Origin of the sequence: Sphaerisporangium rubeum (assembly GCF_014207705.1) — a bacterium.
In the GTDB taxonomy this organism is placed as follows: Bacteria; Actinomycetota; Actinomycetes; order Streptosporangiales; family Streptosporangiaceae; genus Sphaerisporangium; species Sphaerisporangium rubeum.
Genome location: NZ_JACHIU010000001.1, coordinates 4,137,203 through 4,163,033, shown reverse-complemented (window position 1 = coordinate 4,163,033; position 25,831 = coordinate 4,137,203). Strand labels below are relative to the sequence as shown.

At 72.6% G+C, this 25,831-nt stretch carries 20 protein-coding genes; 8 read left to right on the top strand and 12 right to left on the bottom strand.

The window, feature by feature from the left end:
• Nucleotides 1-20: 20 nt before the first annotated feature.
• Nucleotides 21-1,493: an MFS transporter gene (locus BJ992_RS17920; RefSeq protein WP_184982469.1), complete on the top strand. Its 1,473-nt coding sequence runs from the start codon at nucleotides 21-23 to the stop codon at nucleotides 1,491-1,493.
• Here the strand turns inward: BJ992_RS17920 and BJ992_RS17915 are convergent.
• Entirely contained in the window at nucleotides 1,414-2,250 is an 837-nt protein-coding gene (locus BJ992_RS17915; RefSeq protein ID WP_184982467.1) for a hypothetical protein, read from the bottom strand. The two genes, BJ992_RS17920 and BJ992_RS17915, sit on opposite strands and share 80 nt — an antisense overlap.
• Nucleotides 2,251-2,497: 247 nt before the next feature.
• Here BJ992_RS17915 and BJ992_RS17910 point away from each other — a divergent pair, with 247 nt between their 5' ends.
• Nucleotides 2,498-3,964 (top strand): MFS transporter, encoded by a 1,467-nt coding sequence (locus BJ992_RS17910; protein WP_184982465.1) that lies wholly within the window; start codon nucleotides 2,498-2,500, stop codon nucleotides 3,962-3,964.
• A 110-nt stretch (nucleotides 3,965-4,074) separates the two neighbouring features.
• Here BJ992_RS17910 and eda read toward each other — a convergent pair whose 3' ends face one another.
• The 3 genes from eda to edd are packed head-to-tail and all read right to left on the bottom strand — an operon-like array spanning nucleotide 4,075 to nucleotide 7,819.
• On the bottom strand, nucleotides 4,075-4,689 hold the full coding sequence (eda, locus tag BJ992_RS17905) for a bifunctional 4-hydroxy-2-oxoglutarate aldolase/2-dehydro-3-deoxy-phosphogluconate aldolase (protein ID WP_184982463.1): 615 nt from the start codon (nucleotides 4,687-4,689) through the stop codon (nucleotides 4,075-4,077).
• On the bottom strand, nucleotides 4,686-5,783 hold the full coding sequence (locus BJ992_RS17900; RefSeq protein ID WP_184982461.1) for a glucokinase: 1,098 nt from the start codon (nucleotides 5,781-5,783) through the stop codon (nucleotides 4,686-4,688). The genes eda and BJ992_RS17900 overlap by 4 nt, the downstream gene beginning before the upstream one ends.
• Complete coding sequence (gene edd, locus BJ992_RS17895) at nucleotides 5,780-7,819, bottom strand: phosphogluconate dehydratase (protein WP_343072721.1); 2,040 nt, start codon at nucleotides 7,817-7,819, stop codon at nucleotides 5,780-5,782. The genes BJ992_RS17900 and edd overlap by 4 nt, the downstream gene beginning before the upstream one ends.
• Nucleotides 7,820-8,110: 291 nt before the next feature.
• On the opposite strand from edd, the gene BJ992_RS17890 reads away from it, so the two are divergent.
• Nucleotides 8,111-9,352: an ROK family protein gene (locus tag BJ992_RS17890; protein WP_184982459.1), complete on the top strand. Its 1,242-nt coding sequence runs from the start codon at nucleotides 8,111-8,113 to the stop codon at nucleotides 9,350-9,352.
• Here the strand turns inward: BJ992_RS17890 and BJ992_RS17885 are convergent.
• Nucleotides 9,275-10,006 (bottom strand): DUF2470 domain-containing protein, encoded by a 732-nt coding sequence (locus BJ992_RS17885; protein WP_221474876.1) that lies wholly within the window; start codon nucleotides 10,004-10,006, stop codon nucleotides 9,275-9,277. The genes BJ992_RS17890 and BJ992_RS17885 overlap by 78 nt on opposite strands.
• 100 nt (nucleotides 10,007-10,106) lie before the next feature.
• Here BJ992_RS17885 and rpsD point away from each other — a divergent pair, with 100 nt between their 5' ends.
• The gene (rpsD, locus tag BJ992_RS17880) at nucleotides 10,107-10,721 is read left to right on the top strand and encodes a 30S ribosomal protein S4 (RefSeq protein ID WP_184988398.1); all 615 of its coding nucleotides are present in this window, start codon (nucleotides 10,107-10,109) and stop codon (nucleotides 10,719-10,721) included.
• 66 nt (nucleotides 10,722-10,787) lie between these two features.
• On the opposite strand, the gene BJ992_RS17875 is transcribed toward rpsD, so the two are convergent.
• Nucleotides 10,788-11,018, bottom strand: a complete 231-nt coding sequence (locus BJ992_RS17875) for a hypothetical protein (protein WP_184982457.1) — start codon at nucleotides 11,016-11,018, stop codon at nucleotides 10,788-10,790.
• Nucleotides 11,019-11,147: 129 nt separating this feature from the next.
• Entirely contained in the window at nucleotides 11,148-12,512 is a 1,365-nt protein-coding gene (locus tag BJ992_RS17870; RefSeq protein ID WP_184982455.1) for a S8 family serine peptidase, read from the bottom strand.
• Nucleotides 12,513-12,801: 289 nt separating this feature from the next.
• Here BJ992_RS17870 and BJ992_RS34315 point away from each other — a divergent pair, with 289 nt between their 5' ends.
• Nucleotides 12,802-14,856, top strand: a complete 2,055-nt coding sequence (locus BJ992_RS34315; protein WP_343072720.1) for a spermine/spermidine synthase domain-containing protein — start codon at nucleotides 12,802-12,804, stop codon at nucleotides 14,854-14,856.
• Nucleotides 14,857-14,971: 115 nt separating this feature from the next.
• Here the strand turns inward: BJ992_RS34315 and BJ992_RS34310 are convergent, their stop codons facing one another.
• Entirely contained in the window at nucleotides 14,972-16,693 is a 1,722-nt protein-coding gene (locus BJ992_RS34310) for an LCP family glycopolymer transferase (RefSeq protein ID WP_184982451.1), read from the bottom strand.
• Nucleotides 16,694-16,930: 237 nt separating this feature from the next.
• Nucleotides 16,931-18,595: a neutral zinc metallopeptidase gene (locus BJ992_RS17855; protein ID WP_184982450.1), complete on the bottom strand. Its 1,665-nt coding sequence runs from the start codon at nucleotides 18,593-18,595 to the stop codon at nucleotides 16,931-16,933.
• Between the two features lie 203 nt (nucleotides 18,596-18,798).
• Between BJ992_RS17855 and BJ992_RS17850 the strand changes: the two genes are divergently transcribed.
• Both BJ992_RS17850 and folP read left to right on the top strand, forming a co-directional pair.
• The gene (locus BJ992_RS17850) at nucleotides 18,799-19,665 is read left to right on the top strand and encodes a LysR family transcriptional regulator (protein ID WP_184982448.1); all 867 of its coding nucleotides are present in this window, start codon (nucleotides 18,799-18,801) and stop codon (nucleotides 19,663-19,665) included.
• A gap of 111 nt (nucleotides 19,666-19,776) precedes the next feature.
• Nucleotides 19,777-20,646 carry a dihydropteroate synthase gene (folP, locus tag BJ992_RS17845; protein WP_184982445.1) on the top strand — a complete coding sequence of 290 codons (870 nt, stop codon included), beginning with the start codon at nucleotides 19,777-19,779 and terminating at the stop codon, nucleotides 20,644-20,646.
• Here the strand turns inward: folP and BJ992_RS17840 are convergent.
• From BJ992_RS17840 to BJ992_RS17830, 3 genes are all read right to left on the bottom strand, one after another.
• Complete coding sequence (locus BJ992_RS17840) at nucleotides 20,618-22,117, bottom strand: aminotransferase class V-fold PLP-dependent enzyme (protein ID WP_184982443.1); 1,500 nt, start codon at nucleotides 22,115-22,117, stop codon at nucleotides 20,618-20,620. The genes folP and BJ992_RS17840 overlap by 29 nt on opposite strands.
• A gap of 146 nt (nucleotides 22,118-22,263) precedes the next feature.
• Nucleotides 22,264-23,715: a sensor histidine kinase gene (locus BJ992_RS17835; protein WP_184982441.1), complete on the bottom strand. Its 1,452-nt coding sequence runs from the start codon at nucleotides 23,713-23,715 to the stop codon at nucleotides 22,264-22,266.
• Nucleotides 23,705-24,379: a response regulator transcription factor gene (locus BJ992_RS17830; protein ID WP_184982439.1), complete on the bottom strand. Its 675-nt coding sequence runs from the start codon at nucleotides 24,377-24,379 to the stop codon at nucleotides 23,705-23,707. The genes BJ992_RS17835 and BJ992_RS17830 overlap by 11 nt, the downstream gene beginning before the upstream one ends.
• A gap of 186 nt (nucleotides 24,380-24,565) precedes the next feature.
• Between BJ992_RS17830 and BJ992_RS17825 the strand changes: the two genes are divergently transcribed.
• A complete protein-coding gene (locus tag BJ992_RS17825) occupies nucleotides 24,566-25,726 on the top strand; it encodes a LolA family protein (protein WP_184982437.1) in 1,161 nt (386 codons plus the stop codon).
• Nucleotides 25,727-25,831 lie beyond the last annotated feature (105 nt).

Here is a 25,831-nt window from a genome sequence, read left to right as displayed (position 1 = left end):
GGTTCGAAGGCGGTGGCCGGATGGCTGCTACAGATACCGACGGGGTGGTCAGGACACTGGTGCCGGCGCGGCTGGACCGGTTGCCGTGGTCGCGGTTCCACACCAGGCTCGTGGTGGCCCTCGGGGTCGCCTGGGTGCTGGACGGCATGGAGATCACGATCGCCAGCGCGGTCGGGTCGGTGCTGCAGGAAAGGGCCACGCTGGGGCTGTCGGCGGTCCAGGTCGGCTTCACCGCGACGGTGTACCTGATCGGCCAGGTCGTGGGTGCGCTGGTGTTCGGCCGGCTGTCGGACCGGTTCGGCCGGCGCAGGCTGTTCATCCTGACGCTCGCGCTGTACCTCATCGCCAACGGCATCACGGCGTTCTCGCCGAACTACGCGTTCCTGCTGGTGTTCCGGTTCTTCGCCGGGGCCGGCATCGGCGGTGAGTACGCCGCCATCCACTCGGCGATCGACGAGCTGATCCCGTCCCGGTTCCGCGGCAGGGTGGACCTCGCGGTCAGCGGGACGTACTGGCTCGGCGCCATCATCGGCACCGCGAGCACCTACATCCTGCTCAACCCCGACCTGCTGCCGGTCGACCTCGGGTGGCGGGCCGGCCTGCTGATCGGCCCGGTGCTCGGCGCCGCGATCTGGGTGCTGCGGCGGCACCTGCCGGAGAGCCCGCGCTGGCTGCTCATGCATGGCAGGCACGAGGAGGCCGAGGCGGCCGTCGCGGAGGTCGAGCGGCACGTCGCCGGCAGCGGCAAGGAACTGCCGCCGGTGCCGGAGGACAAGGCGCTGCACATGCGGCCGCACGGGTCGCCGACCTACCGGGAGATCATCAGGGTGGTGGTGAAGGAGTATCCGACCCGCACCATCCTCGGCCTGACCATGATGATCAGCCAGTCGTTCCTCTACAACGCGATCTTCTTCACGTACGTGCTGGTGCTCGGCACCTTCTACGACGTCTCCGCGAGCGACTCCTCCGTCTACCTGCTGGCGTTCGCGGTCGGCAACCTGGCCGGCCCGTTCGTCCTCGGCCCGCTGTTCGACACCATCGGCCGCCGGCCCATGATCTCCGGCACCTACATCGTGTCCGGCGTGCTGCTGGCGATCACCGGCTGGCTGTTCCACCTCGGGGTGCTGAACGCCTTCACCCAGACCCTGCTGTGGTCGGTCATCTTCTTCGTGGCCTCGGCGGCGGCGAGCTCCGGCTACCTGACCGTCAGCGAGCTGTTCCCCCTGGAGATCCGGGCCCTCGCCATCGCCGTGTTCTTCTCCGTCGCGCAGGGCTGCGGCGCGCTCGGCCCGGTGATCTTCGGCGCGCTCATCGGCGACCAGGACGATCCCGACCCCACCGGCCTGTTCTACGGCTACCTGTTCGCCGCGGCCCTCATGGTCGGCGCCGGCCTCGTCGCCTGGCGGTTCGCCGTCAAGGCCGAGCGCCGGTCTCTGGAGGACCTGACACCGTCGCTGTCGATGCGGGACGTGCAGGCGGCGGAGACGCGCTGACCTCAGGTGACGTCGCACCCGGTTCCCGCTCCGCCTTGAGCGGGAACCGTGCGCCGTCCGGGTCGAGCAGCTGGACCAGCTCCTCCAGCCGGGAGTACAGGAGTCGGACGCGCGGGCCACCCACCTCAGTGGCGGGATCGGCGCCGGCCTCGGCGGCCAGGTCGACGATCTGCCGCGCCAGCGGTTCGAACCAGTAGCCGAATCTCGGGTCGCCGTCGAGCCGGTCGCAGAACTCGGCGAACCCGATGCAGCGCCACCCCCGCTCGGCGACCGAGTCGTCGGCGACGAGCATCAGCTCACCGATGGCGCGCTGGTGCCCGGACGGCACGAGGAAGCCCGGGTCGAGCTCGGGGTCCCACAGCACCCTGCGCACCCGGACGAGCTGCTCGACGAGCCTGCGGTTGCTCGCGCGGTCGCCGAGGTCGAGGAAGCCGATGGACCGCCGCAGGATCTCCACCCAGCCGAGGTACTCGGCGAGCACGAACATCGTGTGGCGTATCGCGTAGGTCCTGCGGAACTCGCTGGACCCCTCCGCGACGTACCTCGCGAGGTGGCCGTGATACAGGATGACCCGCAGCCTGTTGCGCAGGTCGTGGACGGCCCACAGTAAAGGGTCGCGGTAGCGTGCCATCAGGTCGCGTGTGTGGTGCCGCCGCATACGCAGATTGGTGACGTATGTGAGCGGCACGCCGACAAGTCCGACAATGAGCCCGGTGGTGCCGGTGACGAGCGCGACGACGACTTCGGGTTCCATCATGGCCTGTCGGACGGCGGCCTGAACAGCCGGACTGAATGCGGATCACCTGCGGAATTCCATGATAACCAGCGTGAAAGGAAACGCGCTGCGAAAAACCGCCTAAAGGTGTTATGTCGCGATTATGGTGGATATTGACGTTGCCGGTCCCGCCGAGACCTCCTGATTCACCAACGAGAGCGGCATTTCTCCGGCCACACGAAAACGCCGCGCGGCCGGCGGCCTCTCCCGGTGGATAACGTCTCGCCGCATGGGGGACGTCGTGCGGAGCCTGGTGCCCGCGAGGCTGGACCGTTTGCCGTGGTCGGGGTTCCACACGCGGCTCGTGGTGGCGCTCGGGGTGGCCTGGGTGCTGGACGGCATGGAGATCACCATCGCCAGCGCCATCGGGTCGGTGCTGCGGCAGAGGGCCACGCTCGGGCTGACGTCGGTCGAGGTGGGGCTCACCGCCACGGTCTACCTGGTCGGGGAGGTCGCCGGTGCGCTGGTCTTCGGGAGGCTGGCGGACCGGTTCGGCCGCAGGAAACTGTTCCTGTTCACCTTGTCGCTGTACCTGGTGGCGAACGGGATCACGGCGTTCTCGCCGGGCCTGGCGTTCCTGCTGGTGTTCCGCTTCTTCGCGGGGGCCGGGATCGGCGGCGAGTACGCGGCGGTCCACTCGGCCGTCGACGAGCTGATCCCGTCGCACTACCGGGGCCGGGTCGACCTGACGGTGAGCGGCACCTACTGGCTCGGCGCCATGATCGGGACGGCGGGGACGTACTTCCTGCTGAACCCCGACCTGCTGCCGGCCGACCTCGGGTGGCGGCTGGCGCTGCTGATCGGGCCGGGACTCGGGCTGTTGATCTGGGGCCTGCGGCGGCACCTGCCGGAGAGCCCGCGGTGGCTGATGACGCACGGCCACGCCGCCGAGGCCGAGCGGGAGACGGCGCGGGTCGAGGCGGCGGTGCGGGAAGGCGGCCGGGAACTGCCGCCGGTGGACCAGTCGCGGGCCGTCGAGCTGCGGCCGCACGGGACGCCGTCGTACCGGCGGATCGCGCGGGTGGTGCTGCGTGACTATCCCCGGCGTGCCGTGCTCGGCGCCACGCTGATGATCAGCCAGTCGTTCCTGTACAACTCGATCTTCTTCACGTACGTGCTGGTGCTCGGCACGTTCTACGGCGTCTCCCCGCACGACGCGTCGCTGTACCTGTTGCTGTTCGCCGCGGGGAACCTCGCGGGGCCCGTGCTGCTCGGGCCGCTGTTCGACATCGTGGGCCGCCGGCCCATGATCGCCGGGACGTACCTGGCGGCCGGCGCGGTGCTCGCCGTGACGAGCGTCCTGTTCCGCCAGGGCCTGCTCACGGCCACCACCCAGACGCTGCTGTGGTCGGTGATGTTCTTCGTCGCCTCGGCGGCGGCCAGCTCCGGCTACCTGACCGTCAGCGAACTGTTCCCGCTGGAGCTGCGGGCCCTGGTGATCGCGATGTTCTTCTCGCTCGCGCAGTTGTTCGGCGCGCTCGGCCCAGTGGTGTTCGGCGCGCTGATCGGCGACCGGCCCGAACCCGAGCGCCTGTTCCTCGGCTACCTCGGCGCGGCGGTGCTGATGCTGGTGGCCGGGCTGGTGGCCCTGCTGTTCGGCGTGAGCGCCGAGCGCCGTCCCCTGGAGGACGTGGCCCCGTCGCTGTCGATGAGGACCGGCGGCGCTGAGGAGGACGGGCCCGTGGCCGCCGGGTGAGGCGGGCCACGGGCCGAGGTCCATGAACGTCGATCGGGTCACGGCGACTTCATGGCGTTCACCCGCGCGCCTTCCGAGAGAGGAGGGAAGGCCGCAGGCGGACAGGGGGGTCAGCCGCGCAGCGCGGCGGCCTCGGCGGCGAGCTTCTCGATGCGGGTGTAGTCGCCGGCGGCGAGCGCGCCGGCCGGGGTGAGCCAGGTGCCGCCGACGCAGCCGACGTTCGGCAGCGCGAGGAACTCCGGCGCGGTCTGCGGCCGGATCCCCCCGGTGGGGCAGAACCGCACCTCGGGCAGCGGCCCGCCGAGCGCCTTCAGGTACGCCACGCCGCCGGCCGGGACCGCGGGGAAGAACTTCACCTCGGTCAGGCCCCGCTCGGCGAGCGCCATCACCTCGGAGGCGGTCGCCGCGCCGGGCAGGTACGGCACGCCGGAGCCCGCCATCGCGTCGAGCAGCGCCGGGGTGGCTCCGGGGCTGACGAGGAACCGCGCCCCCGCGTCCACCGCCGCGGTGACCTCGGCCGGGGTGCGCACGGTCCCCGCGCCGACCACCGCACCCGGCACCTCGGCGGCGATCCGCGCCACCGCCTCCAGCGCGCAGGAGGTGCGCAGCGTCACCTCGATGGCAGGCAGACCCCCCGCCACCAGCGCCTGGGCCATCGGCACGGCGGTCGCCACGTCCTCCACCACGACGACGGGGACGACGGGTGCCAGGTCGAGAACGCTCACTGCGCGGTGCTCCTCGTTCGTGGGGACGCCGCCGGTCCGGCGGTCCCCGGGGACGGTGGGCCGGCCGGCGGCGCGGGTGACGCCACACGGTCGGCGTAGCCGGGCTTCGGGCCGGGCCGCTGGTCGGCGAACTTCTGGCCGAGCCAGGCCGTCGCGCCGGTCAGCGCGGGCTGCCTCGCCACGATGGCCGTCGTGGAAATGCCGGTCAGGTACCCCGACAGCACGAGATTGGCCTCGAAGCGGCGCCGGAAGTCGCTCTCCCGTATGCGCCGGACGATCCGCGGCACGATCCCACCCCCGAGGTACACCCCGCCGTGTGCGCCGAGCGTCAACGCGACATTAGCCGCAAAGCTCCCCAGTAGCCCACAGAACACCGAAACGGTCTGTGAGCATAGTGAATCATCCACCCGTGCCACGATCTCGGCGGCCGGCAGCGGCGCCACCGCGACCCCCTCGACCAGCGCCAGCCCGTGCCGCAGCCGCTCCAGACCGGGCCCGGACAGCAGGTGCTCGGCGTCCACGAACGCCATGCCGTCGGAGCGCAGGGCCCGGACCACCTCGATCTCCAGGTCGGTCACGGCCGGCGCCGACACGTGGCCGCCTTCTCCCGGCACCGGCACCCAGCCCCCGCGCGCCGGCACCAGCCCCGCCACGCCGAGACCCGTGCCGGGCCCGAGCACGGCCTTCACCATGCCGGGTGCCGGGACGGGACCGCCGAGGGACGCGAGGTCCTCCTCACCGGTCAGCCGCGGCAGCGACAGCGCAAGGGCCTCGAAGTCGTTGAGCAGCTCGACGTGCGGGATGCCGAGCCCGGCCACCGACCCCGACCACCCCGCGTTGGTCAGCCGGTACCGGTCGCGGTGCACCGGCCCGGCGATCGCCAGGCACGCCGCCTCCGGCCGCACGCCCCCGCTGTGCGTCCGCAGGTACGCGCGCACGGCGCCGTCCAGACCGTCGTACTCCGCCACCGGCAGCACGGCCACCGACTCCGGCCGTCCCTGCGGCGCCGTCACGAGCCCGAACCGCGCGTTGGTCCCGCCGATGTCGGCCACCAGCCACGGCGCCGCCGCCGACGGCGGCGCGATGCCGCTCACGCGCGACCCTCCGCGAACTCCGCCGCGCGACGACCCCGCGCGCCTTCCGTGAGGACCCCCCGCGCACCGATCCCGGATCCCCGGCCTCCGCGCGTCCCGTCACCGGATGCCTGGCTCTTTCGCGTCCCGTCCCCGGTACGCAGGCTCATGCCGCCGGCGTCGTCGCGCGCCACCGGCAGACCGCCGAAGGTCGCGGTCTCCGCGCCACTCAACGCGAAGACCCCGGCACCCCGCTCCGGCGGGGCCGCCATGCGGCGGAACGCGGTGAAAAGCTCGCGTCCCGTCCCCACCCACTCGTCGTCGGCCAGGGGACGGCCCGCCGGGGTGCGGGAGGCCAGCTCTGCCTCCGGCACCAGCAGTTCCAGCGTGCCGGCCGCGGAGTCCAGCCGGATCGGGTCGCCGTCGCGCACCAGCGCGATGGGGCCGCCGTCGGCCGCCTCGGGGGACAGGTGGATGGCCGCCGGCACCTTGCCGGACGCGCCGGACATGCGGCCGTCGGTGACCAGCGCGACCTTCATCCCCCGGTCCAGGAGCACCGCGAGCGGCGGCGTCAGCTTGTGCAGTTCCGGCATGCCGTTGGCGCGCGGCCCCTGGTAGCGGATCACCGCGACGAAGTCCTGGCCGTCCAGTGCGCCTGCCTCGAACGCCGCGAGCAGTTCCGCCTGGTCGTCGAAGACCTTGGCGGGGGCCTCGATCACCAGGTGCTCGGGCTTGACCGCCGACACCTTGCTGACCGCGCGGCCGAGGTTGCCGTGCACAATGTGGATGCCGCCGTCGGCGGAGAACGGCTCGGCCACCGGCCGCAGCACGTCGAGGTCGGCGCTCACCCCCGGCGCCTCGGCCCATACCGGCGCGCCGCCGCTGAGAGTGGGACGTTCGCGGTAGCGGCCGAGGCCGCGGCCCGCGACGGTCAGCACGTCCTCGTGCAGCAGCCCGTTGTCCAGCAGGTCGCCGATCAGCACCTGCATGCCGCCGGCCGCCTCGAAGTGGTTCACGTCCGCCTGGCCGTTGGGGTACATGCGGGTCAGCAGCGGCACATGCGCCGACAGCGCCGCGAGGTCGTCCCACAGCAGTTCGACGCCGGCCGCGGCGGCGATCGCCACCAGGTGCATGGTGTGGTTGGTGGAGCCGCCGGTGGCCAGCAGCGCCACGGCCGCGTTCACCACGGCCTTCTCGTCCACCACCTCGCCGACCGGGGTGTACTCCTCGCCGTGCGCGGTGATCTGGACGGCACGCCGTCCCGCCGCGGCGGTCAGCGCGTCCCGCAGTTCGGTGCCGGGGTTGACGAACGTCGAGCCCGGCAGGTGCAGGCCCATGACCTCCATGAGCACCTGGTTGGAGTTGGCCGTGCCGTAGAAGGTGCACGTGCCGGGGGAGTGGTAGGACTTCGCCTCGGCGTCCAGCATCTCGCCGCGGCCGATCTTGCCTTCCGCGAACGCCTGGCGGGCCCGCGCCTTGACCTTGTTCGGCAGCCCGGACGGCATCGGCCCCGCGGGGACGAACAGCGCCGGCAGGTGGCCGAAGTGCAGCGCGCCGATCAGGAGGCCCGGCACGATCTTGTCGCACACACCGAGCAGCAGCGAGGCGTCGAACATGTCGTGCGACAGCGCGATCGCGGTGGCCATGGCGATGACCTCGCGGCTGTACAGCGACAGCTCCATGCCGGGACGGCCCTGCGTGACGCCGTCGCACATCGCGGGGACCCCGCCGGCGAACTGCGCCACGCCGCCGGCCTCGCGCACCGCCGCCTTCAGCAGCGGCGGGTAGGTCTCGTACGGCTGGTGCGCCGACAGCATGTCGTTGTACGCCGACACGATCGCCACACCGGGCCGTTCCGCGCCGCGCAGCGCCAGCTTGTCGGCGGGGGAGCAGGCGGCGAATCCGTGGGCCAGGTTGGCGCAGCCGAGCGCGGTGCGCGCGGGGCCACGCTCACGGGCCTCGCGTGCCGCGGCCTCCACGCGCCGCAGGTAGGCGGCGCGGCTCCACCGGCTGCGTGCGGTGACGCGTGCGGTGACCTCCTCGACGACGGGGTTCACGGCAGGTTCTCCTCGTGCCGGGCCCGGCCGTGGCCGGGCGGTTCACGTGCGGGGTCCGGTCCGGCGGTGCCGGCCGGGTGCGTGCCGAGGCGGTGCCTTCCGTCGCCGGACACGCGCCGTTCGTCGGTGGTGGCGGGGGTTCGGGTACGGCACCGTTCCGAAGGATCGGCCAGTCACGGACAGACCGGACACTAGCCGTAACTTATGCCGGACACAAGCACAGTTTTGCCGATTGATATGAGCAACTTAGGAACTTTGCGTTACAAAAGTGGGTGTGGTTGACTTGTCCCCGTGCGGCGACGATCAGCGGCCACGCTGGCCACCAGCGGTGACGTGCTCGGCCTGATCAGGTCGGGTGAGGCGGTCACCCGCGCCGACATCGGCCGGGTCACCGGGCTGTCCCGGCCCGCCGTGGCCCTGCGGGTCGGCGAGCTGCTGGAGCACGGCCTCGTGGTCGAGGACACCGAGGGCCCTTCCACCGGAGGCAGGCCGCCGGCCCGGCTCAGGTTCGACGCGACCGGGGGAGTCGTGCTCGTCGCCTCGCTCGGCGCGGGACGCACGCAGATCGCGATGTGCGACCTGGCGGCCCGCGAGCTGGCCCGCACCGAGCTGGAGATCGACGTCGAGCGCGGCCCCGACGTGGTGCTGCCGCTGCTGATGGACCACTGGGCCGGCCTGCTCGGCGACCGGCCCCTGTCGTCGGTGCGCGGGGTCGGCATGGGGATGCCGGCGACGGTGGAGTTCGCCGCGGGCCGCGTCGAGAGCGCGCGCGTCATGGCGAGCTGGACCGGCGTGATCATCCCGCCGATCGTCGCGGCACGCTACCCGGTGCCGGTGTTCGTCGACAACGACGTCAACGTGATCGCGATGGGGGAATACCGCGCCGCGTACGCACCCGAGGTCGACGACCTGCTGTTCGTGAAGGTCTCCACCCGCATCGGCGCCGGCGTCATCGCCGGCGGCGGCATCCTGCGCGGCGCGCTCGGCGCCGCCGGCGAGATCGGCCACATCCCCGTGCGCGACGGCGGCGGCGTGCTGTGCAGATGCGGCAACATCGACTGCGTCGACTCGGTGGCCAGCGGCACCGCCATCCTGCGCGACCTGCGGGCCCGCGGACGCGAGGTCTCCTCACTCGCCGACGTCGTCACGCTGGTGCGCGCCGGTGACGCCGAGACCATGGCGGTGGTGCGCCGCGCCGGCCGCCTCCTCGGCGAGGTGGTGGCGAGCGCCGTCAACCTGCTCAACCCCGCCGTCGTCGTCCTCGGCGGCGACGTCACAGAGAGCTTCCAGCCCCTGGTGTCGGCCGTGCGCGAGGTCGTGCACCGCCGCTCCACGGCCCTGGCCACCCGCAGCCTGCGCGTGGAGCGCACCCGCCTCGGCCCGTCCGCCGGCATCGTCGGCTGCGCGCTCATGGTGATCGACCACATCCTCGCACCGGAGGCCGTGGACACGGCGCTACGGTCGGCGGCGCTCGTGGGGGCAGAGCATGGCGGCCAGCGCGCGCTCCAGAGCGTGCGGGGTGGTCACCGGTGAGGGCCACGGCAGGCGGATGAGGGTGGGGTCCTCGACGCCGGAGCGCACGGTCACGCCGTAGCGGTCCAGCTCCCACAGCCACGCGTCCCGCACCGGGTGGCCGAGCAGGACGGCGAGCGCGCCGTGCAACTGCTCGCGATGAGACCCGTTGACGTGCGCCAGCATGCGCTCGGCCGCCTCCAGCAGCGGGTCGGGACCGGTGCCGAAGTAATCCTCGGCGTCCAGCATGCCTGACTCCTGGCCGGTCAGGTAGATCACCTGTGCGACGTCCACCTGGAACAGCCGTGGTCCCGCCGGGTCGTTCTCGACGGCGGCGAACAGGGACTCGTCGGGACAGCGCGCGGCGACCGCCACCGCCGCGGCCCGCAGGCCCGCCTCCGGTACGGCCTCGGCCCAGCCCTGGATCTTCAGCAGGCCGCGAGGGTGGTCGATCCCGGCCAGAGCGCGGGTGGCGGTGAGGTCCACGGTCACCACGGCCTCGTCCCGCAGGGTGTGCAGCGGCTCGCCGGGCCGGACCAGCAGCAGGGGACGGCCGGCCTCGTCCACCGCGCCGCGGGCCGTGTGCGCGGTGCCGTCCAGGGAGACGTGGGTGGGTGCGGCGGTCAGGGCCAGGCCCCGGACGCGCTCGGAGATCGGCGGGACCGTGACGTGCATGGTGATGCTCCTGGTTCTCGTCGCGGGTGGTCCCGCGGCCACGTCGGCACTGATGTTAGGGTTACCTAAGTAAGGCTTACCTAACCACAGTGAGGTGATCGTGCGCTACACCGGTCCCAAGGTGCGGCTGTCACGCAGAGCAGGGGTCCCGCTGACCCGCAAGGCCGTCCGCTACTTCGAGGCGCGGCCCTACCCACCCGGCGAGCACGGCCGCACGACCAGCCGCCGCACGGCCGGGGACTACGGCGTGCGCCGGCTGGAGAAGCAGAAGCTGCGCTGGTACTACGACGTGTCGGAGAAGCAGATGCGCCGGTACTGGGCCCTCGCGCGGCGCCGGCCCGGCAGGTCCGGGGCCGAGCTGGTGGCCATCCTGGAGAGCCGCCTCGCGTCGCTGGTGCTGAGAGCCGGGCTCGCGCCGTCCATCTACGCCGCACGCCAGTACGTCGGCCACGGCCACATCACCGTGGACGGCCGCAAGGTCGACATCCCGAGCTACCTGGTGCGACCCGGCCAGGTGGTGGCGGTCCGGCCGAAGTCGCGCGCGATGCAGCCGTTCGTCGCCGCCGCCGAAGGCGTGCACGCCGACGAGGTCACCGCGCCGTACCTGACGGCGGACCTCGCGAACCTGACCTTCACGCTCACCGCCAAGCCGGAACGCGCACAGATCCGGCTTCCCGTCGACGAACAGCTCGTCGTCGAGCACTACTCGCGCTAGCCGCGCGCCTTTCGACGGTGCGTGGTCCCCGCCGGGCCGGGACCGAGCGCTTCCCGCCGTTCCGGGTCACCGGGGAGGCCCGAACGGCTCGATCGGCGGGTCGGAGTAAGGGCCGCCGCCGGGGGGTGCGGCGCGGCGCGCGGCGGGTTCGGTGACCCGCAAGGCGTACAGGCCCTGGCCGGGGTCAAGGGGGACGAGGCCGTAGGCGTCGTCCACTTCCTCCTCGGTGAGGCCGAGCTCGCGCCGAGCGTCGGCCAGGGTCGCACCGGTCGGCAGATGCACGGTGATCAGGACCATGGCACCACGTTACGTGATCGCCACGCCACGGTCCGGCCGTGACGGTACATGACCACCCGCCACGCCACGGTCCGGCCGGGACGGCGGGTCGGCATGCGGCACGTCACGGCCCGGCGATGCGACGCGGGATCAGTGGACGAACGCCGACGCGCGGCGTTCCAAGGCGGCGAGGAGCGCGACCGGGTCGGTGATGCCGTATCCGTAGTCGTAGTCGTAACCCACGTCGCTGCGGTCCTCGGCGGTGCGTTGCAGGAGGGCACGCAGTTGCGCCGGCGGCAGGACCGAGGCGGGCCAGCGGGTGCGGACGGCGGCCACCAGGCCGGCCGCCACGGGGCAGGCGGCCGAGGTGCCGGAGTCGGGCTTGCCGTCGCCGAAGGCCTCGGAGCCGGCGAAGTGGGTGTAGGCGCAGATGTCGGGCTTGCGGTCGCTGAGCCGGCCGGGACCCTGCGAGGAGTAACCGACGCGCCGGCCGTTGGTGTCGACCCCGCCGATGGACAGCGCCTGCGGGTGGGAGTTGGCGCCGACGATGGGCCGTCGCGGGTAGGCGCAGCGCGCGTCGCGGCACTCGGCCCCGCAGTTGCCGGCCGCGAACAGGATGTCGGCGCCGGCCTGCGCGAGGCTGCCGACGATGATGTTGAACGGGTGCGCGGGGTTGTCGGAGTAGTTGCCGGGCCGGCCAGGCGGCAGGTCCCACAGCGGGGAGAACGACCCCCAGCTGTTGCTGACCACCAGGGCCCGCCGGTCCTCGGGCTGCGCGTCGAGCACCGTGCGCAGGTGCGCGAAGGCGGCGACGGCGTCGGACAGCAGGCCGTCCATCACCGTCTCGCCCTTGCGCCGCGACAGCAGCACAGGGACGTCGATCACCGAGGCGCGCGGCGCGCAGATCAGCGCGTCGAAGGCGCACATCGTGCCGTGGTCCACCTCGAACGCGCCGGGCCTGCCCTCGACACCGGCGGGGTTCCAGCTCCGCTCGTGATCGATCACGCACTCGCGGCCGATCTTGCGCGTGACGTGCGCCGCGTTGACGCCGGTGTCGCAGACGGCCAGCGCCACCCCCGTGCCGTCGCACCCCTCGGCGAGCAGCTCACGCACCGCCATCAGCCGCTCGACGTCCTGCCAGGACCCCACCGGCGGGGAACCGCCACATGTCAGCGTTGTCTCGATCACCGGGTCGGCGTACACCCCGACGACGTCGCGGTGCCGCGTGTGCAGCATCGCCATGCGCGTCGTGCTCTCGTCGTCGGCGATCTCGCCGCGCACCAGCACCGACGCCTCCTCGGCCGCCATGGAGAAGACCAGCGGCTGGTGCAGCGACAACGGGTCGCCGTCCGGCGCGGCGGGCCGCGCGCGGGGCACCACGACCGGCGTGAAACCGAGGTCGAGGTCGACCCCCGGCAACTCCCCGGCCACGTCGGCGGTGGTCGCCGTCATGCCGGGGGTCGCCACCGCGGTGACGAGATCGGGATCGGGACGCAACTGGATCAGGACCCGCATGAGGACACCACCTCGAAGAGACGACGACGCGAATCCCACAACCGTGCCGTACGTATTCCGGCCCGTCTACCAGCAGAAATACCGTGTGCACCGCCATTTCCCCACGATTGCCACAAAGTCGATGTGGTCAATTTCCGGCGGACGGCCGGGATCACGCGCGGCCACCGCGATGTAAGTTTCGCGGCTCTCCGGCGGACAGAGATCGATGACGCGCAGTGACCGGCCGGAGCCACCGCGACTCACCTCCGCAGGCTTCCCGAGCGGGGGCCTTTTGACTACGTTGTCACCCGTGATCGCCGTTGACACCCCACCTCACCCTGACTCCGGTGCCGCGCGGGCACCCCGGCTCGCCGTGCGGCCGAGGCTGGTGGTGGCCAGCGCGTTCATGTTGTTCCTCGAACTGGCCCTCATCCGCTGGACCGGTTCCAACATCGTGCACCTGAGCTACTTCACGAACTTCGTGCTGCTCGGGTCCTTCCTCGGCATCGGGCTCGGGTTCCTCAGGGCGGGACGCACCACGCGGCAGCCGTACTACTCGCCGCTGGTGCTGGCCGCGCTCGTGCTGATCGTGCTGCGGTTCCCCGTCACGGTGAACCGCGAGGCCGAAGGCATCCTGTACTTCACCAGCCTGTCCACGAGCGGCCCGCCGGCGTGGGCCATCCTGCCGGTCATCTTCGTGGCCGCCGCGGTCGTGCTGATGGGCCCGGCCGAGATGGTCGGCCGCTGCTTCACCGAACTGTCCCGGCTCGACGCCTACCGCTACGACCTGATCGGCAGTCTCACCGGCATCGTGCTGTTCTCCGCGCTGTCGTTCCTGAGCGCGCCGCCGGTCGCCTGGGGCCTCATCGTCGCCGTCGCCTACGGTGTGCTGCTGCAGCCGAGGTCGCTCGGCCGGTACGTCGGCCTGGTGACGGTCCCCTCACTGGTGATCGTCGGCGCGCTGGCCTTCGAGACGCTCAACGCCGGCGCGCTGTGGTCGCCGTACTACAAGGTGACCCACAAGTTCTTCGCGGTCGGCGACGTGCCGATCATGGACATCCAGGTGAACGGCATCCCGCACCAGCAGGCCATCCCGGCGCGCAACCGCCTGGAGTGGGAACGCCAGTACGCACTGCCGTACGAGCGCACCGCCGTCGGCACGCAGGGCCGCCTGGACGACGTGCTCATCGTCGGCGCCGGCAGCGGCACCGACGTCGCGATCGCGCTGTCCAAAGGCGCCAAGCACGTCGACGCGGTCGAGATCGACCCCAAGCTGCGTGAGCTCGGCTTCAAGAACCACCCCGACCGGCCCTACAGCGATCCCCGGGTCACCACGCACATCACCGACGGCCGCGCGTTCCTCGAACGCACCGACCGCAAGTACGACCTGATCCTGTTCGCGCTCCCCGACTCGCTGACCCTGGTGTCCGGCGCCAGCTCGCTGCGCCTGGAGAGCTACCTGTTCACCGAGGAGTCCATGCGCGCCGCGCGGAACCACCTCAAGCCCGGCGGCGCGTTCGCGATGTACAACTACTACCGCGAGCTGTGGCTGGTGGACCGGCTGGCCTCGACCGCCGAGGCGGCGTTCGGCCACAAACCCTGCGTGGACGAGGTCGGCGCGGGACGGCAGGCCGTGATCACCGCCGGGTTCACCCCGGACGCGCAGGTCTGCCCGAGCACCTGGCTCGGCGCGAGCGCCGGCACCCCGCCGCCGGCGGTGGACGACCGGCCGTTCCTCTACCTGCACGGCAGGGACATCCCGTCCATCTACCTGATCGCGCTCGGGCTGATCCTGCTGGTCAGCGTGCTCGCGGTCCGTGCGGTCGCCGGGCCGTTCCGCCGGATGCGGCCGTACGCCGACCTGTTCCTGCTCGGCGTGTCGTTCCTGCTGCTGGAGACCAAGAACATCACCGGTTTCGCGCTGCTGTTCGGCACCACCTGGGTGGTGAACGCCGTGGTGTTCGCCGGTGTGCTCGTGGCGGTGCTCGCCGCCGTCGAGGTGACCCGGCGGTTCAGGACGCCGTCACTACCGGTGATGTACGGCATCCTGTTCGGCGGGCTGGTGCTGGCGGCGCTCGTGCCGAACTCGTGGCTGCTCGGTCTTCCGCTGCCGCTGCGGGCCGTGTGCGCGGTGGTGGTGGCGTTCCTGCCGATCTTCGCGGCCAACGTCGTGTTCGCCAAACGGTTCAACGACACCGCCGACGCCACCACGGCGTTCGGCGCGAACCTGCTCGGCGCGATCCTCGGCGGCTGCCTGGAGTACCTGTCCCTGGTGATCGGCTACAACGGCCTGCTCATCGTCGCCGGCCTGCTCTACCTCGGCGCCTTCGCTCTCATGCCCCGAGGGACCAAAGCGGTGGCCTAGCCCGTGACACGAGAAAGGGCCCGGTGACCGGAGGCGGTCACCGGGCCCTTTCGTGCCGGAGGTCGTCGCGTCCCCCCGCCGGGGGTGTCGCGTCTTCGCCCTGAGGGCCGTCCCGTCAGAACCCGCAGGACTCGGCGAGGGACTTGGCCCCTTCCTTCTTGCCCTGGTCGTTCGGGGTCGGGGTGCGTGACGGTGTGGCGGTCACGGCGCGGGACGGGGTGGGGGACGGGCCGCTCGCGGACGGGTCCGCGGTGCCGGACCCCGACGGGGTGGCGGTCACGCCGGCGGCCAGCGGGGGCCGCGCGGTGCGGGCCGACTCGCGCAGCGCCTGCGAGGTGAGGCGGCGGATCTTGAGCCAGTCCGCCGAACCCGGCCAGATGGTCGGCGGCACGAACTGCAGGCTGGTGATCCTCGCGTCCTTGACCTTCAGCGCCAGCGGCACCAGGTGCTCGATCAGGTCGCGGGGGATGTCGGTGCGGAACAGGTGCCGGGTCGCCGAGGCGATCTTGCCGAAGTTGGCCAGCACCACGCTCGGCGTCGCCTGGTCCAGCAGCGCACCCATGACGCACCGCTGGCGTGACATGCGCGAGAAGTCGTCGCTGTTCACCCGGGACCGGCCGTACCAGAGCACGTGCTCGCCGTCGAGCTTGCGGTACCCCGCCTTGATGGTGCCGGCCGTGCCGAAGTGGCCGCCCCACTTGATGTCCTGCTCGACCCGGATGCGCAGGCCCCCGATGGCGTCCACCAGCGCCGCGAAGCCGTACATGTCGACGATCACGTAGTAGTCGATGCGCAGGCCGAGGGTGTGGCCGATCGCGGCCTTGAGCTCCCGCGGGCCGTGTCCCTTGCCGAGGTGGTCCTCGGCGTACTGCCACACCTCGTTGAGCAGGCCCTGGCCGGAGTCACCGGTGAAGCCCTGCGGGAACCGCTCCGCCAGCGGGTCGCCCTTGGGGAAGCGCACGAACTGCAGGTTGCGCGGCAGGCCGAACATGACCGAGTTGCCGGTCCGCACGTCCACGCTCGCCACCGTCATGCTGTCGGTCCGCACCCCGGTGCGGTTGCCTGCGGCGTCGCCGCCGATGAGCAGGAAGTTGACCCGGCGCTGTCCGTCCCACGGGTCCTCCTGCCGGATCGGGGAGGCCGCCGCCGGGTCGTCCGGCTCGCTCGGGAACACCGCGTTTGCGGTGTTGCGCAGGGTCATGACGCTGCCGGCGGTCAGCGCGAACGGCGCCATCACCCCGACGCACAGCACGCCGACGACGATGCCGGAGATGACCTGGCCGGTCTGCGGCAGCCGGTCGGGCCCGAGCGCGACGTAGGAGGTGATCAGGAGCGCGAACCACCCGAGCGCGCCGAGACCCGCGACCGCCATCAGGCCCACCAGTGTGCTGTCCTTGGCGGCGAACCCGAGGTCGGACCGGATGAGCAGCGCGAACCCTCCCGCGGCCAGCAGCAGCGCCGCGAACGCGCCGAGCAGGATGTACCCGGTGCGCCGCCGTCCGGCGCGCAGGTGCGCCGCACCCGGCAGCAGGGCCGACAGCAGGGTCCAGCCGATGATGCCACCCGTCGTCAGCGGCTTGGCGAAGCGCGGCCCCCTCGGGGTGCGCGGCGCACGTGAGGGAGGTGGCGGGGACTCGGGCCGGTCCTTGTCCGGCGGTTCCCCCGCCGCCTGTCCCGGCCGGTCCCGGCGTTCCTCGTGACCGGCCGTTCCCCCGGCCGGCTCCTGTGGTCCGGCCGGGGCGGATGGCTCCGAAGTCCCAGGTGACTCGGCTGTCCCAGGTGTGCTGCCCCCTTCGCCGGCAGCCTCCCGGGTGGTGCGGCCACGAGGCGTGCTCACAAGCGCTCCCTGCTGACTGTCCGATTCCAGCCGCCCACCAGGCGAAACGCCTCTCGTCGGCCCCCCGTGGTCCACGGAATTCCAGGATTCTAACCCCCATACCTGGACATCAAAGACCCAAACCCAATATCAGGAAATCAAGCGGTGACAAGTGGCTTACGGGGACATGACACCGTACCCCGCCTCCTGGCCCGCGCCACGACGACGTTCCCGCCGGTCACAGCACCAGGCGGCCCGTCAGGACACCGTCGAGGCGGGGGCCAGCCAGGTGTTGCACTGCGCGACACGGGTCCGCTCGTACCCCTGCTTGAACCACCGGCCGCTGTTGGCCGGTGAGCCGTGGTCGCGCGGACGGCCCGGCCAGTCGCCGACGTTGGAGAAGAAGTAGTACAGGGTGCCGCGGCGCGCCGGCGGGATCGGGTAACTGGCGGCGACCGACCGCATCCACAGACCGCCGAAGCAGTTGGCCTGCAACTCGAAGCGGCGGCTCAGCGCCAGCCTGCCGCTGGTGGAGCGCGCGTCGAGGTGCCTGCGCCACCAGGAGTCCGACAGGCCCGACAGGTACTGCACGTGGTGACCGTACTCGTGGGCCATCATGCCGGTGATCGCGCCGTGCCAGCTCGACAGCGACCCGTACCCCTGCTGATTACCGCGTCCGCGCGCGATCGGCGACGTCGCGGCGTAGATGGTGGTGTTGCGGGGACAGTAGTACGGCACGATGCTGCCGCGCTGAGGGAAGTCGCCGCACGCGCCGCGGCCGCCGCGCGCCTTGACCGCGTACCCCGGCGGCGCGAACGGGATGCCGGCCTTGCGCAGGGCCGGGGCCCAGGTGCGTCCCATGCACTGGCCGGTCCGCAGGATCAGGTCCTTCAGCTGCGCGTCGTCGTAGATGTCGGTGGCCCTGGCGCGGCACGACTGCCGTGGCAGCCCCGTGATGAGGTACACCGAGTTGCGGGTCAGGGTGGTGTTGCGCACGGGAACCGTGACCGGTGGCCGCGCGTCCCGTGTGGGGGTGGCGCGCGGCCGGGTCGCCACCGGGTCGGGCCGCTCGCTGTGGCTCGGCCGGTCGCTCGAGTCGGGCCGGTGGCTGCGGGAGGCGTCCGGGTCGTACGTGGGGATCGCCACCGGCGACGGCGGTTCGGACAGGCGCGCCTTGGACAGCAGCGCCGAGCCGATGACCAGCAGGACGAACACCACCGCCACCGACCCGAGCAGCCCGGCGATCACCGTGCCGGCCCCCGACCGCCGCTTCGGCGGCCGCCACCCGTGCGGCGTCCCCGGCCCTCCCCACCCCGGCGGCGGCGGTAACGGCCCCCGGCCCGGCCCCGGCGGCGGCGCGTACGGCCGTCCCGGCCGCGGCGGTCCCGGCACCCCCGGTCCGGGGTACGGCCGGCCGGCCCCGGCCGGCGCCTGGCCGGGCCCGTACGGCCCCGGCCCCTGCGGCGGCCCGTACCCGCCTGGTGGCGGCCCTTGCCGCGCGGGTCCCTGCTGCGCGGGTCCCTGCGGCGCGTACGGCGGCCGGTACGCCGGCGGCGCGGGGGCCGCGTGGCGTGCCGGTGGGGGAGGCGGAGCGGGATACGGCCGCGGAGGAGCACCCTGCGGGTACGGTTGCGGTGGCTGGTGACCCTGCGGGCCATGCGGGTCGTGTGGGCTTTGTGGGTTGTGTGGGTTGTGCGGCCCCTGCGGGTTGTGCGGCCCCTGCGGGTTGTGCGGCCCCTGCGGGTTGTGCGGCCCCTGCGGGTTGTGCGGCGCCTGCGGTCCCGGTCCGCCATGAGGTGGAGCGTCCTGCGGCGGTCCCGGGAGGGGATACGGCCGGGTCGCGGACGGCGGCACCCGGCCGCCGTGCGGCGGTCCGTAGGGATGTCTGCCGCCGGCCGGTGGGTGCGCTCCGTTGTCGGTCATATCCGGGCCCCCTTAAACAGCCTCAATGGGCCGCGCCGAACTCCCCCGTCACAAGATCCCCATCTTCCCGGATTTAGGGCAGAACTTTACTCATTTCTCTATAGTCACGGATGTCGCTGTATCTGGTCACATTCTGAAATCGTCCGAGGTGATCTCCGCGATGTTCCGGAATCGCCGTGGCTCTCTGCCCTAGCTTCATTGCCATGAATCTGCAGCAGCTCCGTTATGTGGTCGCCACTGCGGAGCACCGCACAATGACAGACGCGGCACGATCGCTGTACATCGCACAGCCCGCTCTCTCCCGTGCCATCCGCGATCTGGAACGGGAGCTCGGCATGACGCTCTTCGCCAGATCCGGCAGGGGAGTGGTCGTGACGGCCCAGGGCCGCCGCGTCGTCAAACTCGCCCGAGAGGCCCTCGACGCCGTCCACGAGATCGAGGCCCTCGCCACGCAGACCCATTCAGGCGGCGAGCTGCGCCTCGCGTCCCCGCCGAGCCTGGAACCGGTCCTCGCCGGCCGTCTGCTGCCCGCGTACGTCGCCGAGCATCCCGGCGTCCGCGTGCACCTGGTGCGGTGCGACGGCCGTGACGGCGTGGTCAACGCCGTACGCGAGCAGCGCGCCGACCTCGGCCTCACCGACCTTCCGGTCCCCGCCGACCTGGTCAGCCACCCCCTGGAACGGCAGGAGATCGTCCTGCTCTCCCCACCGGGGCTCGAACTGCCGGACACGGTGCCGATGATCCGCCTGAACGCCATGCGCCTGGTCCTGCCGCCTCCCGGCAGCGCGAGACGCCGCGAGTTCGAGCAGCTCTTCGCCACCTACGGCGTGCGGCCGGTGATCGCGGCCGAGATCGACGAACGCGGCTCGTGGCCGATGGCCATCCGCGCCTCGTCGGCGTCCATGCTGGGGTACCGCGGCATGGCCGAGCAGGCGGCCAAGGCAGGTCTGGTGGTCCGTTCCCTCGATCCCGCGCTGCGCCGCATCATCGCGCTGGTGCACGTGCGAAAGCGCCTGGCCGGCATGGCGCAGGACTTCTTATCGGTGGCCGAGAGCGGCACCTCGGCCTGACCGTTTTGGAGCGTTCCCGAGTGCGGGCCCCCTTCCGGCCCCGTACGTCACGGCCGTTCGCGCGGTGTGGGGCCGCGCGGCGCTTCCCCGGCCCGGCGTACGCTTGCGGTGATGCACACACCGCACACCCTGCGCCTGCGTGGCCGTGAGTTCCCTCCCGGAGCCTTCGCCGTCATGGCCGTGGTGAACCGCACCCCCGACTCCTTCTTCGACCAGGGCAGGACCTACGGCTTCGACGCCGCGCTCGCGGCGGTCGGCGACGCGGTCCGCGCCGGCGCCGACATCGTGGACATCGGCGGGGTCAAGGCGGGCCCCGGTGACACCGTGGACGCCGCCGAGGAGATCCGCCGGGTCGCCGGCCTGGTGGCGGCCGTGCGCGAGGCACATCCCGATCTGGTGATCAGCGTGGACACCTGGCGCGCCGAGGTCGGTGAGGTGGTCGCGGAGGCCGGCGCCGACCTGCTCAACGACACCTGGGGCGGCCCCGATCCCCGTCTGGCCGAGGTCGCCGCCGCGTACGGCATCGGCCTGGTGTGCGCGCACGCCGGCCGCGCCGAGCCTCGCACCCGGCCGCACCGTGTCGGCTACGACGACGTGGTGGCCGACGTCGTGGCGCACGTCACCGCGCTGGCCGAGCGCGCCGTCGCCGCCGGGGTGCGTGCGGACGCCGTGCTGATCGACCCCGCGCACGACTTCGGCAAGAACACCTGGCACTCCCTGGCGGTGAGCCGCCGCCTGCACGAGCTGACCGCCACCGGCCTGCCGGTGCTGGTGGCCGTCTCCAACAAGGACTTCGTCGGCGAGACCCTCGGCGGGCTGCCGGTGACCGAGCGCCACGCCGGCACGCTCGCCACCCTCGCCGTCTCCGCGTGGCAGGGGGCACGCGTGTTCCGGGTGCACGACCCCGCGTCGGCCCGCACCGCGCTGGACACCGTCACCCGCCTGCGCTCGCTCAGCCGTACAGCGCCGACAGGAACCTGATCAGGACGGCCTCCCTGGTCGCGGCGGGGAGCGCGTCGAGCACGGTGTTCACCACAGCCATCTCGGGCTGTCCCGAGCCGCCGAGCTCCACCCCCACCGACGCCGCGAGCTCGGTGAACGTCGCGTCGTCGAGCGCGTCGAGGTCCAGGGACGCGAGGATCTCCGGCAGGCCCTCCGGCACGCGCGCGGGGCCGCGCTCGCGCGCGGCGCGCGCCGAGGCGGCGATCACCTCCAGCATGGCGTCCACCCCGGCGAGCGTCACACCGGTCACCGTGATGTGGAGGTTGGCCGGGATGCCGGCGTAGGAGAGCTGGGGCTGGAGGAACCAGCCGAGCTTGCGCGCCTCGTCCGCCAGCACGAAGACATCCACCTCGCCGTCCCCGGTGAACGCCACCAGCGACGACTCCGGCTCGCCGAGCACCCGCAGCCCCGGGATCTCGCCGATGCCGTCGATGAGGCGGCGCGTGGCGGTCAGGGTGTTCTTGGCGAGGTCGAGGTACCCGTCGCGGCCGAGCGCGTTGAGCGTGGCCCACGCACCGGCGAGCGGGCCCGCCGACTTGGAGCTCTGCACCGTCGCGTTGATGATCGTGTACCCGGGCCACGCGCCGGAGGCGAAGTACGCGGCGCGGCGCATCGCCGGGTCGGCGAACAGCACGACCGACGCGCCTTTGGGGGTGTACCCGTACTTGTGCAGGTCGCACGAGATGGACGTCACACCGGGGACCGACAGGTCGAACGGCGGCACCGGCTGCCCCGCCTCGGCCAGCCACGGCAGCAGCCACCCGCCGACGCAGGCGTCCACGTGGCACGGCACACCGCGCGCGGCGGCAGCCGCGGCGATCTCCGTCACCGGGTCCACCACCCCCTGCGGGTACGACGGCGCCGACGCCACCACCAGCACCGTCGCCGGCGTGATCGCCGCCGCCGTCGCGTCCGGATCGGCCCGGAACGTCGCCGCGTCCACCGGCACCGCCACCACGTCGAGCCCCAGGTAGTGCGCCGCCTTGCGGAACGCCGGATGCGCCGTCACCGGCACCACGATCTGCGGCCGGCCACGTCCGTGTTCCCGCGGCGGTGCCATGGCGGCGCCGGCCGCGTCCGCCGTCCCCTCCACGGGCCGTCCGCCACCGGCCCGCCACGTGTCACGTGCCGCCTTGACCGCGAGCATGATCGACTCGGTGCCGCCGCTGGTGAAGATCCCCGGCGTCCCCGGACCGCCGCCGAGCAGGCCGGCGACCGCGCCGACGACCTGCCGCTCCATCGCCACGATGCTCGGGAACGCCGTCGGGTCGAGGGTGTTCACCTCCAGCATCCGCGCGTACGCCCCGGCCGCCGCCTCGTGCACCTCGGCGCGGCCGGTGTCGTACACGTAGGCGGTGACCTTGCCACCGCGCACCTGCAGGTCGTCCCGCCGCAGCCGCTCGATCTCGGCGAGCAGTTCGCCGGCGGACCGGCCTTTCTCAGGAAGCACTGGCCCTCCACACGCTGGTGACGAATCCCCTTATGAGATCACATGTCACCACGGAAGAGGCAGCGTGGACGAGCCTGTGCCTCCCTCTCACGGAGGTACCAGGAGAAGATCATCTGTGGTCCTCCGGTAAGGCGTGACGGCGGTGGTCAGGCGAGCGGAAGCACGACGACGGCACGCAGGCCGGGGCCGGCGTCCTCCAGGCGTACCGAGCCGCCGTGCGCGCGCACCGTCTCGCGGACGATGGCGAGGCCGAGCCCCGCGCCGCCGTCGTCCCTGCTGCGCGCGTCGTCCAGGCGGGTGAACCGGTGGAACACCCGCTCGCGGTCCGCCTCCGGCACTCCCGGCCCGTCATCGGTGACCACGAGCACGGCCCGGTCCCGCGCGCGCAGCTCCACCGTCACCCGCGAGCGCGCGTGCCGCACGGCGTTGTCCAGCAGGTTGACCAGCACCCGCGTGAGGTCCATGGCGTCACCCCGCACCCGCGCGGGCTCCATCGCGCCGAGCGTCACCAGCGCGCCGTCGTACCGCTCGGCGGTCGAGGCGGCCAGGTCGGCGAGGTCGACCTCCTCCATGCGGTGCGGCCGGCGCCGCTCGTCCAGCCGGGCCAGCGTGAGCAGGCCCTCGGCGAGCCGGCTGAGCCGCATGGTGTCCTCCAGGACCCCCTCGGCGGTCTCCCGCCAGTCCTGGCCCTCGGGGTGGCCGAGCGCCACCTCCAGTTGCAGGCGGATGCTGGCCAGCGGACTGCGCAGCTCGTGCGCGGCGTCCGACACCAGGGCCCGCTGCGACGCGCCGGCCGCCTCCAGCCGATCCAGCATCGCGTTCAGGGTGGTCGCGAGGTCGTGCACCTCGTCGCGGGCCTCCGGCACGGGGAGGCGGCGGGCCCGCGCGGTGCCGCTGATCTCCTCGGCGCCGGCGCGCAGGGCCGCGATGGGCCGCAGCGTACGTCCGATGATCATCCAGCTCACGGCGGCCAGCAGCAGGAGCAGCAGGGGAGTGCCGACGACCAGTGTGTGGACCGTCGTGGAGATGCTGTCGGAGACGTCCTTGAACGACCGCGCGGCGATCACCGTGCGGCCCTGGTCGGCCCGCACGACGACCACGCGCAGCGGGCCGGGGATGCCGTACGGCCCGCCGTCCACGAACAACCCCCGGCCACCTCGCCGCGCGGCGCGGTCGCGCTCAGGCACCAGAGGCACCAGCCGGTCGGCCCCCGGCGTGACATGGGTGACGCGGCCACGCGCGTCGAGCACCTGCACGATCGTGCCGTCCGGCACCGTCACCGGGTCGTACAGCCGTCCCGCGTCGGCGAGCGCCGCGACGTCCCTGGCCCGCTGGTAGGCCACCTCGTCGGTGGAGGCGATCAGCGCGCGGCCGAGCACCAGCACCAGCAGCGCCGCCGCCAGCGCCAGCGCCACGGCGAGCACCGCCGACGCCGTCACCGTCAGCCGCAGCCGCAGGCTCCGCCGCCGCCACCACACCAGCGGCCCGGGCCACGCGGACCGCGCCGCACGCGGCGTGCCCGCCGATCCGGCGTCGCGATCCCGGCCGATCCGTCCGGCGTCCCCCGGCCGCTCGGCGCCGGCCGTCTCAGCCGCCATCGCCGGACAGACGGTAGCCCGCGCCGCGCACCGTGCGCAGCGTGGCGCGGCCGAACGGGACGTCGATCTTCCTGCGCAGGTAGCCGACGTACACCTCGACCACGTTGGGGTCGGTGTCGTAGGTGTCCCAGACGTGTTCGAGGATCTCGGTCTTGGACACCACCTCGCCGGGACGGCGCAGCAGGTACTCCAGCAGGCCGAACTCGCGCGGCGTCAGCTCGATCGGTTCCCCGCCGCGGCTGACGGTGCGGGCCGCCGGGTCCAGCTCCAGATCACCGGCGCGCAGCACGGCCGGACGGCGGCGCGCGCCGCGGCGCATCAGCGCGCGCAGCCGCGCCACCAGCACGACGTAGGAGAACGGCTTGGTGAGGTAGTCGTCGGCGCCGAGGTCCAGGCCGTCGGCCAGGTCGTACTCGCCGTCCTTGGCCGACAGCATCAGGATCGGCACCCAGTTCTCCTCGGCGCGCAGCCGCTCGCACACCTTGTACCCCGACAGCCCCGGCAGCATGATGTCCAGCACCACGACGTCGTAGTCGCCTTCCCTCGCCAGGTGCAGGCCGTCCTCACCGTCGTGCGCGAGGTCCACCGCGAACCCCTCCGCCTGCAGCCCGCGGCGCAACGCGGCGGCCATCCGCCTCTCGTCCTCCACGACGAGCACCCGCATGCGCCTGACCCTTTCCGCCGCCTTCGAACCTGTCCGTTCACATCTTGGCCCGGCGCGGCTGAGACGCGGCTGAGACACCGCTGAGAGGGCTCTCAGCTCGTCTCAGCTTCGGCACAGGGACCACCCGGCAGTCTGTGTCGTGTCCGCTCCGGACGACACCGGAGCGGCATAACGTTGAGGAGTGACATGCCGTACAACACGACACGCGCCATGAGGTGGGGTGTCCCGGTCGCGGCCGCCGCCGTCGCCGGCGCCGCGCTGGCCGCCGGGCCGGTCATCGCCGCCGTCCAGGGCGACCCCACGCTGCCTGAGCGTACCGCCGCGCAGCTCCTGGCCGAGGTCGCCAGGACCGCGCAGCGGGCCGGGCCCCCGGTCATGTCCGGCACCGTGGTCGCCACCACGTCGCTCGGCCTGCCGTCGCTGCCGCTTCCCGGCGGCACGAGCAGTTCACCGCTGGCGCTGCTGTCGGGTTCCCACACGGTGAAGGTCTGGTACGGCGGCGACGACCGGGTGCGGATCGCGCTTCCCGGCACGATGAGCGAGACCGACCTCATCGCCGACGGCAAGGGCCAGGCGTGGCTGTGGCGCAGCGACGCCAACACCGCGACCCGTTTCACCCTGCCGAAGCCCGCGGCCGGTCACCCGAGCCGGCCGCCGTCCTCGCTGGCACCCGCGCTGACCCCGGACGCCATGGCCGCCGAGGTGCTGAAGGCCGCCGAGTCCGGCGGCACGTCCGTCACGGTGGACAACACCCAGGCGGTCGCCGGCCGGTCGGCCTACCAGCTCGTGCTCACGCCGAAGCAGCCGGAGTCCCTGGTCAAGGAGGTCAGGCTCGCGCTGGACGGCGAGCGGTACGTCCCGCTGCGTGTCCAGGTGTACGCCAAGGGCACCACCGAGCCCGCGATCGAGGTCGGCTTCACCCAGGTGACGTTCACCGCTCCCGCTCCGGAGAACTTCGCCTTCACCCCGCCGGCCGGCGCCAAGGTCGAGCACAAGAGCTTCGGGATGGACGCGGCACCCGGTGGGCCGTGGGGGGACAAGGGGGGCCCGCCGTCGTCGGCCGCGAAGCTGCGGACGTTCGGCAGCGGCTGGGCCACCGTCGCCGAGCTGCCGTTCTCGGCGGCGGACCTCCCTCAGCCGTCCGCCGGTGACCGCCGTCCCGGCGGCGCCGACCCGTCCCAGGTCCTCGACGGTCTGCTCAAGACCGGCAAACCGGTCTCCGGCTCCTGGGGCAGCGGCCGGGTCATCCAGACCAAGCTGGTCACCGCCTTGATCACCGACGACGGCCGCCTGCTGTTCGGCGCCGTGACCCCGCAGGCCCTCACCGAAGCGGCCGGCCGAGGGTGACCACCACAACCGGCGAGGGCGCGCACCAGGCGGCGCACCCTCGCCCCACCTCCTCCACCGTCTGGGACACCGAACCCCGTGAGGCAGGCACTCCGTCCGGGAGGC